10 protein-coding genes and 4 pseudogenes are annotated in these 13030 nt (G+C 74.8%); 6 read left to right on the top strand and 8 right to left on the bottom strand.

What is annotated here, in order from left to right:
• From KPL57_RS24710 to KPL57_RS70145, 3 genes and pseudogenes are all read right to left on the bottom strand, one after another.
• Nucleotides 1–343: pseudogene (locus tag KPL57_RS24710) on the bottom strand (amidohydrolase); the annotation flags it as partial.
• Nucleotides 344–485: 142 nt separating this feature from the next.
• Entirely contained in the window at nucleotides 486–1058 is a 573-nt protein-coding gene (locus KPL57_RS70150; protein WP_308252991.1) for a hypothetical protein, read from the bottom strand.
• Nucleotides 1055–1321 (bottom strand): hypothetical protein, encoded by a 267-nt coding sequence (locus KPL57_RS70145; protein ID WP_308252990.1) that lies wholly within the window; start codon nucleotides 1319–1321, stop codon nucleotides 1055–1057. Before KPL57_RS70145 ends, KPL57_RS70150 begins: the two co-directional genes overlap by 4 nt.
• Here KPL57_RS70145 and KPL57_RS70140 point away from each other — a divergent pair.
• The 5 genes and pseudogenes from KPL57_RS70140 to KPL57_RS24680 all read left to right on the top strand — a co-directional run.
• Nucleotides 1320–2282, top strand: a pseudogene (locus KPL57_RS70140) (ANTAR domain-containing protein); the annotation flags it as partial. The gene KPL57_RS70145 and the pseudogene KPL57_RS70140 overlap by 2 nt on opposite strands.
• Before the next feature lie 228 nt (nucleotides 2283–2510).
• Nucleotides 2511–3638, top strand: coding sequence for a Xaa-Pro peptidase family protein (locus tag KPL57_RS24695; protein ID WP_226353352.1), 1128 nt, complete (start codon nucleotides 2511–2513; stop codon nucleotides 3636–3638).
• Between the two features lie 137 nt (nucleotides 3639–3775).
• Complete coding sequence (locus KPL57_RS24690; protein ID WP_043276904.1) at nucleotides 3776–3970, top strand: PspC domain-containing protein; 195 nt, start codon at nucleotides 3776–3778, stop codon at nucleotides 3968–3970.
• A gap of 41 nt (nucleotides 3971–4011) precedes the next feature.
• A complete protein-coding gene (locus KPL57_RS72640) occupies nucleotides 4012–5238 on the top strand; it encodes a PIG-L deacetylase family protein (protein WP_374203779.1) in 1227 nt (408 codons plus the stop codon).
• Nucleotides 5239–5307: 69 nt separating this feature from the next.
• A pseudogene (locus KPL57_RS24680) lies at nucleotides 5308–6024 on the top strand (polyprenol monophosphomannose synthase); the annotation flags it as partial.
• Nucleotides 6025–6111: 87 nt separating this feature from the next.
• On the opposite strand, the pseudogene KPL57_RS24675 reads toward KPL57_RS24680, so the two are convergent.
• The 5 genes and pseudogenes from KPL57_RS24675 to ligD form a co-directional block, all read right to left on the bottom strand.
• Nucleotides 6112–7868 (bottom strand): annotated as a pseudogene (locus KPL57_RS24675) (DUF885 domain-containing protein).
• A 114-nt stretch (nucleotides 7869–7982) separates the two neighbouring features.
• Nucleotides 7983–8324, bottom strand: a complete 342-nt coding sequence (locus tag KPL57_RS24670; RefSeq protein WP_020627709.1) for an RNA polymerase-binding protein RbpA — start codon at nucleotides 8322–8324, stop codon at nucleotides 7983–7985.
• Nucleotides 8325–8564: 240 nt separating this feature from the next.
• Nucleotides 8565–9290 (bottom strand): MFS transporter, encoded by a 726-nt coding sequence (locus KPL57_RS24665; RefSeq protein WP_226353349.1) that lies wholly within the window; start codon nucleotides 9288–9290, stop codon nucleotides 8565–8567.
• Between the two features lie 652 nt (nucleotides 9291–9942).
• The gene (locus tag KPL57_RS24660; RefSeq protein WP_226353348.1) at nucleotides 9943–10710 is read right to left on the bottom strand and encodes a glycerophosphodiester phosphodiesterase; all 768 of its coding nucleotides are present in this window, start codon (nucleotides 10708–10710) and stop codon (nucleotides 9943–9945) included.
• 5 nt (nucleotides 10711–10715) lie between these two features.
• Nucleotides 10716–12689, bottom strand: coding sequence for a non-homologous end-joining DNA ligase (gene ligD, locus KPL57_RS70135; protein WP_308252989.1), 1974 nt, complete (start codon nucleotides 12687–12689; stop codon nucleotides 10716–10718).
• A gap of 113 nt (nucleotides 12690–12802) precedes the next feature.
• On the opposite strand from ligD, the gene KPL57_RS24645 reads away from it, so the two are divergent.
• On the top strand, nucleotides 12803–13030 hold the full coding sequence (locus KPL57_RS24645; RefSeq protein WP_226353347.1) for a DUF3072 domain-containing protein: 228 nt from the start codon (nucleotides 12803–12805) through the stop codon (nucleotides 13028–13030).

Raw genomic sequence — 13030 nt, 5'->3', positions numbered from 1 at the left:
CCGGGTGCGCCGCGAGCACCCGCGCGAGCGCCAGGAACGCCCCCACCGCGGCCGCGCAGATCACGTTGTGCCCGCAGGCGTGCCCGATGCCGGGCAGCGCGTCGTACTCGGCGAGCACCGCTACCGTCGGGCCCTCTCCGGAGCCGAGGGGCGCCCGCAGCGCCGTGTCCAGCCCGTGCACCCCGACGGCCGCGTCGATCCCGTACCCGGCCAGCAGCGCGGCCACCGCGGCGACGGAGCGGTGCTCGGAGAACGCGGTCTCGGGGTGGGCGTGCAGGTCGTGCGACAGCGCCAGCAGCTCGTCCCGCAGCCCGTCGACCGCGGACGCCGCCGCGTCGCGCACCGCGGCGGGGGCGCCATCGTACGGGGAGGTGATCGGCTCGGCCCCGCCGCGCGTACCGCGGTCTCCCGGGCCACCGCCTCGTCGTACGCCGACGACGGCGGGACCGGCAGGCAGTGGTCGTGGTCGTCCTGGTCGTGGCGGGTCACGACGCCGCCGCCGCGTCGAGGGCCTTGCGCAGCCGCCCCACCGAGGACTCCAGACCCCACCGCACCGCCAGCTCGTCGAGCCGGTCCGGGTCGGCGAACGCCACCGGGAGCGCGTCGTCGCGGCTGAGGTCCACCTCGGCGTCGGTCCGCACCCGCCACCACCGGCTCGACGACGTCGAGGTAGTCCCGCGCCGCGGCCAGCTTGCCCGCGGCCCGGCGCCGATCCGGGGGTCGCCGTCGCCGACGGCGGCCAGCAGCTCCGCCCACGAACCGAAACCGGCCCACCAGTCGTCGCGCGGTCTTCGCGCCGACCCCGGGCACGCGGGCAGCCGTCGGAGGGGTCCCCGCGCAGCATCGCCATCTCCGCGTAGGCGGCACCGCCCGCTCCCGCGGCACCCCGAACTTCGCCGCGACGTCGTCCGGCCCAGGTTCTCGGCCTTGTTCAGCCCGCGGCCGATGTAGAGCAGCCGCACCGGCGGGGCGTCGCGCACGATCTGCATGAGGTCCCGGTCCCCGGACACCCCCCAGCACCGGGTCGACGGCCTCGCGGTGGCCAGGGTCCCGATCACGTCGTCGGCCTCGCAGCCCGCGGCCCCGCCGGTGCGATCCCGGCCGCCGCCAGGACCTCCATGATCAGCGGCACCTGCGGGGCGAGCGTGTCCGGCACCTCCTCGGGCACACCCCGGCGGGACCTCGTCCCCGCCCGGCCCGCCTCCACCCGGTGCGCCTTGTACGACGGCAGCGCCGACACCCGGAACGCCGGCCGCCAGTCCAGGTCCAGGCAGGCCACCAGCCGCGCCGGGCGGTGCTCGGTGACCAGCCGCGCGATCATGTCGGTGAACCCGCGGGACGGCGTTCACCGGCGTCCCGTCCGGGGGCAGGTGACGCTCTCCCGGGACGCCGAAGTAGGCACGGAAGTACATGCTCGCGGAGTCCAGCAGCATCACGGGCGCTCACTCATTGGCCGAGAGTCTGGCACCGTCGCCGTACCCGGGGGGGCGTCGGACCGGCCGGACCGTGCAGAAGTGCTCGTGGAGAACAGCGGAACCACTACGAGCAGCGGACCTGCGGCGGCCGCCGCGGGAGACGAGGACTGGAGCGCCGAGCGCGCCCTCTTCGTGGCCCCGAGCAGCGCGGCGGGGCCCGCCGAGGCCGCCCTCGCCGAGACCGGTCCCGCTCGCCCGCGAGTTCACCGCCCCTCACCACCGCCCTGCTCGCCTCCGGCTCGGTCGCCGACGTCCTCGCCCGGATCGTCGCGGCGGTCCGCCGGGTCGTGCCCGGCGCGGACATGGTCAGCGTCACCCTCCGCGACGAGGACGGCCGCTTCCACACCCCCGTCGAGACCGACCCCGCCGCCTCGTCGATCGACGAGGCCCAGTACGCCAGTGGCCTCGGACCCTGTGTCGAGGCCGCCCGCGCGGACGGCCCCGCGCTGGCCTTCTCCGACGACCTCACCGCCGAGACCCGCTGGCCCGACTTCGCCCCGTGCCGCCGTCGGGCACGGCTACCACTCGTGTCTGGCGGTCTCGCTCATCCCCAACGCCGAGCCGCCGCGGCTGCCCGGCGCGCTCAACGTCTACGCCACCGAGCGGCACGCGTTCACCCCGAGGACCGCGACCGCCTCATGCTGCTCGCCACGCACGCGTCGCTGGCCCTGGCCACCTGCGTCGCCGTGTCCAGCTCCGCGCTCCAGGAGACCCAGCTGCGCCAGGCCATCGTCTCGCGCGACGTGGATCGGCCAGGCCAAGGGCATCCTGATGGCGCGCCGCGGACTCACCGCCGACGAGGCCTTCGACGTGCTCCGCCGAACCTCCCAGGACCTGAACGTCAAGCTCGTCGAGCTCGCCGGGACCGTCACGGCGCCACCCCACCGCCCTCGACACCGACTGACCCGCCGACCGGCTCCGCAGGCGTCCGGTCACGCAGCGCGTCCGCGGCCGCGCGCCGGCCGCCGCCCGGCCCACGCCGCGGTGCTCCGGGTGGCGGTCGTGTACCCCCCGTGCCCGCCTACGCTCACGGTCATGACCGATGCCGTCCCCACCGAGCTGTTCGCCGACCGGCTGCGCCGTGCCGGCGAGCACGCCGCCGAGCAGGGCTCCGACGTGCTGTTCCTGACCCCGGGAACCGACCTGCGCTACCTGACCGGGTTCGACGGGTCCTCGCACGAGCGCCTCACCTGTCTGATCGTCCCGGCCGCCGGGCACCGGGCGCCGCCCGCGCTCGTCGTCCCGTCGCTGGAGGCGCCGGGGTTCGCCGGTGTGCCGCTGGAGGCCCTCGGCATCGACCTGGTCACCTGGACCGACGGGGAGGACCCGTACCTGCTGGTCAGTGACCTCGCCGGCGGCCCAACCCGGATGTCGGTCGACGACGACATGCCCGCCCGCCACGTCCTCGGCCTGCGTCACGCCTTCCCCGACGTCCCGCAGTACCTCGGCGGCACCGTGCTGCGCGAGCTGCGCATGCGCAAGGACCCGGCCGAGATCGACCGCCTGCGCGAGGCCGGCGCCGCCATCGACCGGGTGCACCGGCGGATGGGCGAGTTCCTGCGCCCCGGCCGCACCGAGGCCGAGGTCGGCGCGGACATCTCCGCCGCGATCGTCGCCGAGGGCCACACCGAGGCCGCGTTCGTCATCGTCGGCTCCGGACCCAACGGCGCCAGCCCGCACCACGACGTCTCCGACCGCGTGATCGAGCCCGGCGACGTCGTCGTCATCGACATCGGTGGTCCGCTCCCCGGCGGCTACAACTCCGACTGCACCCGCACCTACGCCGTCGGCGGCGAGCCCGGCGCGGAGGTCAAGGAGACCTACGCGGTGCTGCAGGAGGCCCAGGAGCGCGCCGTCGCCGCGGTCCGGCCCGGCGCCACCGCGGCCGACATCGACCGCGCCGCCCGCGAGCACATCGCCGCCGCCGGGCACGGTGAGCACTTCATCCACCGCACCGGGCACGGCATCGGGCTCGACGTGCACGAGGAGCCCTACATCGTCGACGGCAACGACCTCGTCCTCGCCGAGGGCATGACCTTCTCCGTCGAGCCCGGCATCTACCAGGCCGGCAGGTGGGGCGCCCGGATCGAGGACATCGTTGTCGTCACCGCCGACGGCGTGGAGCGGCTCAACACCACCGCCCGCGACCTCGTCGTCCTGTAGCGCTGTCCTGTAGCGCCGCCTGCGGGGTCTCCGGGTGCGTTCGGGGTCACCGTCGGGGTGTTCCCCGAGCGCGCGGGGGCCCGGTGGTGCCAAGGTGGGGGAGGTCCGATCCGCACCACCAAGGAGCACCCGTGAACATGCCCGTGTCCCAGCGCCTCGTCCGTCCCCGCAACGGGAAGGTGATCGCCGGGGTGTGCGCCGGGCTGGCCGACCGCTTCGGGTTGGGCCGCAACACCGTGCGGTTCCTGTTCGTGTTGTCCTGCCTGCTGCCCGGCCCGCAGTTCGTCATCTACCTGGCGCTCTGGCTGATCATGCCGAAGAGCACGGTCTGACCAGCGCCGATCGAGGGCTGATCGAGCTCTGATCGAGCGCTGTGAGCGCCGTCGCGGGACCCGGTGTGGACCCGCGACGGCGGCCCTGCCATCATCTCCCGCGTGATCGACCCGACGACCGCCACCGCCGCCGCGCGCCCCGTGCGTGCCGCCGCGTGTCGCTGTCGTCGGGGTCCGTCCCCGCGCGGCTGACACCGCCGTCCCGGCTCACCGTCCGTGGACCGCTCCCGCCGCCCGGGTACCGACCCGCTCCGGACCGACGTCCGTACCGGCCACCCCGGCCCCGCACGCGAAGCGATCACCAGGTGCACACCCTCTCCGGCCAGACCGTCCTGGCCCTCCACGCCCACCCCGACGACGAGTCGATCTTCACCGGCCTGACCCTGCGCCGTCTCGCCGACGCCGGCGCCCGCGTCGTGCTCGTCATGGCCACCGGCGGTGACCTCGGTGGCTCCCGGCTCCCGCTGGAGCCCGGCGAGACCGTCCCCGACCGCCGCCGCCGCGAGCTCGCCGACGCCGCCAGCGCTGCTCGGCGTGCACCGGCTGGTGCTGCTCGGGCACCGCGACTCCGGCCTGCCCGGTGGCGAGGGCCTGCGCCACCCGCAGGCACTCGCCGGTGCCGACCCGGTTGCGCTCGGCCGCGCCGTCGCCGAGATCGTCGACGCCGAGGGCGCGGGCACCGTCCTGCACGACGACGACGCCGGCATCTACGGCCACCCCGACCACCGCGCCGCGCACGCCGCGGGCGCCATCGCCTGCTCACTCACCGGCGCCCACGGCTACCGGATGACCGTCGACCGCGAGCACCTGGCGCTGGCCGCGCGCGACCGGCACCTCGTCCACGGCGCCGCGCACGCCGCCGGCGTCGGCTACGGCCGGGTCACCGCCGAGATCGCCGTCGCCGTCGGGGGCGGGCCTACCGAGCTCGCCGTCAAGCGGGCCGCGATGCTCGCCCACGCCAGCCAGATCGCGCCCGACTCGGTCGACGAGGAGAGCTTCGCCGCCACCTACGGCTACGAGTGGTTCCTCCCCGGGGAGAACACCGGCGGCCGGGTCGGCGGCGGCGTCCTGGAGGCGCTGGGCAACGCCCACCTGCTCGCCGGGACCCGCTGACCACCGACCGCGTCCCCGCCCCGGCGCCGACCGCGTCCGGGCCCGGGTGCGATCCCCTGTCCGGTTCCGTGGCAGAAGCCACCGCGTCGGGCGATCGCACCGCTCCACTACGCTGTCCGCACGACCGCGCTCGGCCACAGCACGACGAGCGGTGACCGAACAGGTGCGGTCCGTACGGGTAGGGTCGTCCGGTCGACACCGATCGGGCGGGGGAGAGGACGAGCATGGTCGAACCGCCGGGCCCGGTCCTGGTCGTGGTTCCCACCTACGACGAGCGGGAGAACCTCGGTCCCGCCGTCGCGCGGCTGCACGCCACGCTGCCCGACGCCGACGTCCTCGTCGTCGACGACGCCAGCCCCGACGGCACCGGCGAGCTCGCCGACTCCCTCGCCGCCGCCGACGAGCGGATCAGCGTCCTGCACCGCTCCGGCAAGGACGGCCTCGGCGCCGCCTACCTCGACGGCTTCCGGCACGCGCTGACCGGCGAGCACCAGGTCGTCGTCGAGATGGACGCCGACGGCTCGCACGCCCCGGAGGACCTCCCCGCGCTGCTCGCGGCCCTGGCCGACGCCGACGCCGTCCTCGGTTCCCGCTACGTGCCCGGCGGGCGTGTCGTGAACTGGCCCTGGCACCGCGAGGTCCTCTCCCGCGGCGGCAACCTCTACTCCCGCCTCGCGCTCGGCGTCCCGCTGCGGGACATCACCGGCGGCTACCGGGTCTACCGGCGCACGGTGCTCGAGCAGCTGCAGCTGGACTCGGTCGCCTCGCAGGGCTACTGCTTCCAGGTCGACATGGCCTGGCGGGCGCTGCAGGCCGGGTTCCGGGTCCGCGAGGTCCCGATCACCTTCACCGAGCGTGAGCGCGGCGCCTCCAAGATGAGCGGCGGCATCGTCGCCGAGGCGCTGTGGAGGGTCACCTGCTGGGGGCTGTCGCACCGGCTCGGCCGCGACGTCCCCCAGCACCCCCGCGGGCCCGGTCACCGAGGGCGCCACACACGGCTGAGCCGCGCGCGGCGCCCCGGTGCGCCGTCAGGCGCGCGCTGCCGGCAGGGCCGCCAGCTCCGGCACCAGGTCGTCGAGCCCCAGGGTGCCCTGCGCGAGCGCGGCGGCGTGCCACGCGGCCAGATCGAACTCCTCGCCGCGCGCGGCGTGCGCGGCCCGGGCCCGCTCCCGCCCGGTCAGCCAGGCCCGCTCACCGAGCTTGTAGCCGATCGCCTGGGCCGGACCGCCGAGGTAGCGCAGCAGCTCCGAGTCGGCCATCGCGTCCCCGCCGCCGACGTGCCGGCCGAAGAACTCCCGCCCCAGCTCCGGGGTCCACCGCAGACCGGGCCCGACCGGGGAGTCGTCGGGGATCGGCAGCGACAGGTGCATCCCCAGGTCGATCACGACGCGCACCGCGCGCAGCATCTGCGCGTTGAGGTAGCCCAGCCGCGAGCCCGGGTCGGTGTGGTGGCCCAGCTCGTCCATCAGCAGCTCGGCGTAGAGCGCCCAGCCCTCGACGTCGGCGCTCACCGCGCCCACCAGCGACGTCTGGAACGTCGACAGCTCCCGGCTGCGCACCGCCCACGACGCCAGCTGCAGGTGGTGACCCGGGACGCCCTCGTGGTACCAGGTGCTGATCAGGTCCCACAGCGGGTAGCGGTCGTCCTCGCTGCGGGGCAGCCAGGTGCGGCCCGGACGGGAGAAGTCCAGCGCCGGCGGTGTGTAGTACGGCGCCGTCGCACTCCCCGCGGGCGCCAGCCGTGACTCGACCTCCCGCAGCCGGCCGGACAGGTCGAAGTGGACGCCGTCGAGCTCCGCGATCGTCTCGTCCATGATCTTCTGCAGGTGCGCCCGGGCGGCCTCCCCGCCGATGACGACCCCGGTCGTGCCCCCGTCGGTCTCCAGGAGCTCCATCGCCTCGCGCACGCTGCCGCCGGGCATGATCCGCGCGGACTCGACGGCCATCTCCGCGCGGATCCGGTGGAACTCCGACCAGCCCCACTCGTAGGCCTCGGTGGTGTCGATGTCGGCGCCGTTCCAGAACCGGTTCGCGATGCGGTACCGGTCGGGGCCCACGCCGTCCGGGGTCCCCTCCGCGGCGGGCAGGTACTCCGCGGCCAGCCAGTCCCGCAGCTCGCCCAGCGCGGTCGTCGCCTCCTGGGCGCCGCGGTCCAGGTCGGCGCGCACGGCGTCACCGACGGAGGCCTCCGCGGCGAACGCGGCGAACCAGCCGCGGCCGCCCGCGTCGCGGTTCCAGGCGTCGATCTGCTCGGTCACACCCGCACGACCTGGCGCGGCGCGGCGAACAGCCCGCGACGGCATCCCTCCGCGAGCGACGCCCGGTACCCGGCGAGTGCCTCGGGGACCCGGGTCATCCGCGCGGCGACGGTGGCCCAGTCCTCGTCGCCGTCGACGGGCATGAGGGTGAACGCGGTCCGCAGGGTCGCCAGCGGGCCGAAGAGCTCCTGCACCGCGCGCAGCGGCTCCCCGGAGGTCAGGTGGTCGAGCTGGGCGCCGAGACGCTCGCCCAGCAGCCGCGCGCAGCGACGCTCGTCGGGGTCGGCCGGCTCCCGTGCGCCCGTGGTGGCGTCCAGCCGGTCCAGGGTCTCCCGGCAGACGGCGACGAGCGCGGCGGTGCCGTCGGGGGACAGGTCGGGCAGCTCGTCCTGCCGCGCGGTACCGCCGAGCTCACCGGCGAGGATCGGGTCGAGCTCGGTGAGACGCCGGACGTGGTCGTCGGCGAGGTCCCGGACCGCCCGGCTGGGGCGTGCGGTGCGGTCGGTCCCGGTCTGCGTGTCGTTCATCGCCGGCCATCATGCCCGGACGCCATGGAGCCCGGACCCCCTGAGGGGTCCGGGCTCCATGATCACCGCGGTCACCGGGCGGTGGTCCGGTATGTGCCTGTGGCGCGGCCGGGATCAGGCGATCTCGGCGCGCCGCTCGCGCAGCAGCTCCAGGCGCTCGTCGAGCAGCTCCTCGAGCTCGGCGATCGACCGGCGCTCGAGCAGCATGTCCCAGTGCGTACGCGGCGGCTTCTGCTTCTTCTGCTCCGGCTCGGTCCCGTCCACCCGACGACCGACGCCGCCCTGCGGGGACTCCCACGTCGCGGGAGCCTCGGCGTCGTTCGCGAACGGCACCTGGAACTCGTAGCCGGACTCGGACACATAACGGACCATCTGCCGCGGCGCCAGGTCGTGGTTGCGGTCCGTCTCGTAGCTGACAGCCCCGAGCCGGCTGCCACGCAGAACGCGGTCGGCCATGCGTCACCCTCCTGTAGCGCGATGTCGAGGGAGCACCTCGACGGTTACGTCTCCGCCACCGGGTGTAACGTGCGTAGAGCTAGGATATTCCGGCGGCAGGGCAGAACGGACCGCTCGAGTTACCTCGCGGTAACCCGCTCTGCGCCCGATTGACCAGTGTTCCCTATCGCCGCCATCTACACACTCTGATGTGACGTGTCAGCCATGTGTGATGGTGCTCACGTCCACGTCGACGAGTGTTCACACGGCGGACCGGACCGGTGCACGGTCGGGGGAGCGCACCGGCAGCAGCGCGACCAGTCCCGCCGCCAGGACCAGCACGATCCCGACCGTCCCGGCCCGGTCGGAGCCGAACGCGTAGGTGAACACCCCGATCAGCGCCGGCGCCAGGAACGACACCGCGCGCCCGGTCGTCGCGTACAGGCCGAACAGCTGGCCCTCCTGCCGCGCCGGGCTGACCCGCAGCAGGTACGACCGCGACGACGCCTGCGCCGGCCCCACGAACAGCCCGAGCACCAGCCCGAAGATCCAGAACATGGTCGGACCGGACACGAACAGCAGGACCACGCCCACCGCGACGCTGCCGGCCAGCGACCCCACGACGACGGCCTTGGGCCCCAGCCGGCCGCCCACCACGCAGCCCAGCGCCGCGACCACGTTGATCGCCACGCCGAAGATCAGCACCTGTCCCGGCTCCAGGCCGTACACGGTGACGGCGAGGACCCCGCCGAAGGCGAACACCGCGTTGAGGCCGTCCCGGTACAGCGCGCTCGCCCCGAGGAAGTACACGGTGTGCGGGCTCGTCCGGTACAGCTCGCGCAGGTCGGCCACGAGCCTGCGGTACGAGCCGACGACGCCCAGCTTCGGCGCGTCCGGCGTCGCCGGCGGTGTCTCGGGCAGCAGGAGGAACATCGGCGCGGCGAACACCGCGAACCACACCGCCGCCACCAGCACCGCGATCCGCACGTCGAGGCCGTCGGTGGTGGGGACGCCGAGCAGTCCGCCGTCGCCGGACAGCAGGAAACACGTACACCGCGAGCAGCAGCACGATCCCGCCGATGTAGCCCAGCGACCAACCGAATCCCGACACCCGCCCGACCGTCGCCGGCGTCGACACCTGCGCCATCAGCGCGTAGTAGGACACGTACGCCAGCTCGACGAAGATCGACGCCAGGGCCAGCAGCAGCAGACCCAGCCACAGGTAGGACCAGTCGTCGCGGACGGCGAACATCCCGGCCATGCAGAGCACGACCAGTGCCGTCCACAGCCCGGTCGCACGCACCCGCCGGCCCGTCCGGTCCGCGCTCTGCCCGATCACCGACGCCATCAGCGCGATTAGCACCCCGGCCGCGGCCGTCGACCAGGCCAGCCAGCTGTTGGCGCTGACCGGGCCGGGCAGGTCCGCCCCGACCGCGTCGGTCAGGTACACCGAGAACACGAAGGTCAGCGCGATGTGCTGGAACCCCGACGAACCCCAGTCCCACAGCCCCCAGGCCCACACCCGGGATCGGCGGGGCGGGGCCGGCTCTGCGGTCGGGACGGTCGAGGCGGTCACGGCGCGAGCGTATCGACGCCCGCGGGACCCGGCCTCCGATCATCTACGCAGACGCCCACCCGGTCAGCCCCCGACGACGTCGAGCAGCCGGTCCGGCCGGTCGGACAGCAGCCCGTCCACCCCGAGGGCCAGCAGCCGTCGCATCTCACCGGGCTCGTCGACCGTCCACACGTGCACCTCGTGCCCGGCCCGGTGCGCCGCCTCGACGAACCGCCGGTCCGAGGCCACCGGGATCGGCCCGAACGCCGGTGGCACCTGCGCGAACACCCCCGCCGGCGACGGCAGCAGCCGGCCGGGGACACCCCACGCTCGGGCCCGCAGCGCGACCACCTCGGCCTGTCCCATCGACGTGCACAGCCGCGCCCCGGCCAGCGTCCGGGCGACGTTCAGCCACCGGGCGGAGAACGAGCCCAGGCACACCCGGTCCCAGGCGTCGGCGGCGTCGAGCACCGCCAGCGTCGGCGCGACGACCTCGGCCGACTTCAGCTCGATCGTCACCCGCACCCCCGGCAGCGCGGCGAGCACCTCGGCCAGCCGCGGCAGCGGCTCGGTGCGATGTGCCCCGGTGACCCGCACGGTGTCGAGCTCCGCGGCGGGGCGCGCGTCGATCCGGCCGGTGCCGTCGGTGGTGCGGTCCAGCGTCGGGTCGTGGTGCACGAACGGCACCTCGTCGGCACTGGCGTGCACGTCCATCTCGACGTAGCGCAGACCGTGGTCGGCGGCGGCGGTGAACGCGGCGAGGGTGTTCTCGCAACCCGCGAGCTCCCCGACGTGCCAACCGCGGTGGGCGTAGGCGCGTGGGTGCGGACCGTCGAGGTACGGGTGGTGCACGGCGGTCAGCCTGGCACCTGCCCGATCACCCCACCACGGGGGAGCACGAAACCCTGGGTGTCGATCAGGGGACGCATCAGGTCCCCGTGGGTGTCCAGCCGTGCCGGGAGGTCGTCGAGGGTGAACACCAGGTCGGCGGGCTCGCGACAGCCCTCGACCTCGGCCCAGGTGAGCGGGGTCGCCACCGTGGGGCGCTCGCGCCCGCGCAGCGAGTACGAGGCGATCGTGGTCTTGGCGGTGGCGTTCTGGCTCCAGTCGACGAAGATCTTCCCGCGGCGACGCGCGCGGGTCATCACCGCGATCACCTCGCGCCGATGTTCCTCGGCAAGCCGCTCGGCCACCTCACGGGCGAACCCGCTGGTCCGTTCCGGGTCGGTGACCCGCACCGGCAGGTAGAGCTGCATCCCCTTCCCGCCCGACGTCGACGGGTACACCGGCAGACCGTGACCGTCGAGCAGGTCTCGCAGCCAGAGCGCCACCCGGGCGCAGTCCACGATGGTCGTGCCCTCGCCCGGGCCCAGGTCGAACACCACCCGGTCCGGCGGGCGACGCCCGTCGCGCGGGCCGAGCCGCCACTGCGGCACGTGCAGCTCCAGCGCCGCCAGGTTCGCCGCCCAGGCCAGCCCCTCGGCGTCGGAGAGCACCGCGAAGTCGGCGGACTCCGACCGTCCGCCGGGCGTCCCCACGCGGGCGGTGCGCAGCCAGTCCGGGGCGTGCCGGGCCACGTTCTTCTCGAAGAACGACTGCCCCTCCACCCCGTCCGGCCAGCGCTTCAGCGTCGCCGGCCGGGCCTCGATGTGCGGCACCATCGCCTCGGCGACGGCCAGGTAGTGCCCCAGCACGTCGGCCTTGGTCGTGCCGGTGGCGGGGTAGAGCACCTTGTCCGGGTTGGACAGCGCCGCCCGCCCGTACCCCGCGCGCTGTGCAGACCCGCGCTGTGCAGACCCGCGCCGGGCCGCCTTCCGGCTCGCGCCGTCCACCAGGACCTCCCGCCAGTCGTCGCCCGCGCCCTCGGGGTACCCGGAACCGGCCCGGACGGCGACCACCCCGGGCAGCCCCTGGTCCCGCACCGCGTCGAGCAGCCGGGCACCCGCGTTCGGGTACGACGGCACCGCGCGCCGGTGCGGCCCGTCCAGCGGCAGCTCCTCCAGCAGTGCCCTCCGCTGCTCGACCGGCAGGGCCCGGACGTCGCGGCCACCGGTGTGCAGCACGTCGGCGACCCACAGCTCGCCCCGGTCGGTCAGCTCGGCGTCGAGCAGGTGCCCACCGGCGCCCAGCACGGGCCCCAGGCCCCGCAGCGCGCCCGGCGGGTCGAACGCCTCCCCGGGGCGACCCTCGTCGTCCACCGGGCGCAGGGTCAGCCGGCCGCCGTCGGACCGCACCAGCACCCGCCGGCCACCGAACACCGGGCAGACCGTCCAGCCGTCCCCGCTCGGCAGGCGGTCGGCGAACCGGGGGACGGCCAGGACGATGTCGTGGGGGAGCGGGTCGCCGCCGGCGCCCATGCCGTCGGGCTGGTCCCGGGTGCGGCGCAGCAGCCAGCCGTCCTTCCGCCCCCCGGAACTCCGGTGCAGCAGCACGAACCGGCCGCGGGCCCGCTCGCCGTGCAGGACGAACGCGATCTCACGGTCGTCCCACTTCTCGGTGTCGTAGCGACCCTGGTCCCAGATCGCCATCCGGCCGCCGCCGTACTCGCCGCGCGGGATCTCCCCGGAGAACTCCAGGTACTCCAGGGGGTGGTCCTCGGTGCGCACCGCCATCCGGACGGTCTCGGAGTCCTCCGGCAGCCCCTTGGGCACCGCCCACGACGCCAGGACACCGTCACGTTCGAGCCGCAGGTCCCAGTGCAGCGCCGTCGCGTGGTGCTCCTGGACGACGAACCGGTCGCCGACGGCGCCCGGCGGGCCGGAGTCGTGCTCGGGCACCGGCTCCGGCGTGCGCCGCGGGTCGCGCCGGCGGCGGTACTCGTCCAGGGGCACGACGGCAGCGTAGTGACCGGCACCGACACCGGCCGGGTTCCCGTTATGACAGTTCCGGTGACGGCGGGACGGCTCGACGTGCGGGGAGTGGTGGTCGAAGATATGTTCGACACATGACCAACGACCACAGCACCGACGCCATCGACCCCGGTACGGCCGAGAAGGACCCCGCCGACTGGACGACCGGCGACGAGCCGATGACCGGCCCGCAGCGGTCGTACCTGGAGACGCTGCTGCAGCAGGCCGGGCAGGACGCCCCGGACGATCTCGACGGGCTCACCAAGGCCGAGGCGTCGAAGCGGATCGACGAGCTGCAGGACGCCACCGGCCGCGGGAACTGA

The organism is Pseudonocardia sp. ICBG601 (assembly GCF_020496245.1).
Note: the sequence above shows the minus strand (reverse complement) of the source record. Positions and strands in the feature narration are given on the sequence as shown.

Coding starts and splice junctions, on each gene's coding strand:
- KPL57_RS24690 (WP_043276904.1), top strand. CDS start 3,776: ATGCCCGTGTCCCAGCGCCTCGTCCGTCCCCGCAACGGGAAGGTGATC.
- KPL57_RS24645 (WP_226353347.1), top strand. CDS start 12,803: ATGACCAACGACCACAGCACCGACGCCATCGACCCCGGTACGGCCGAG.
- KPL57_RS24670 (WP_020627709.1), bottom strand. CDS start 8,324: ATGGCCGACCGCGTTCTGCGTGGCAGCCGGCTCGGGGCTGTCAGCTAC.
- KPL57_RS24695 (WP_226353352.1), top strand. CDS start 2,511: ATGACCGATGCCGTCCCCACCGAGCTGTTCGCCGACCGGCTGCGCCGT.
- KPL57_RS70145 (WP_308252990.1), bottom strand. CDS start 1,321: ATGATCGCGCGGCTGGTCACCGAGCACCGCCCGGCGCGGCTGGTGGCC.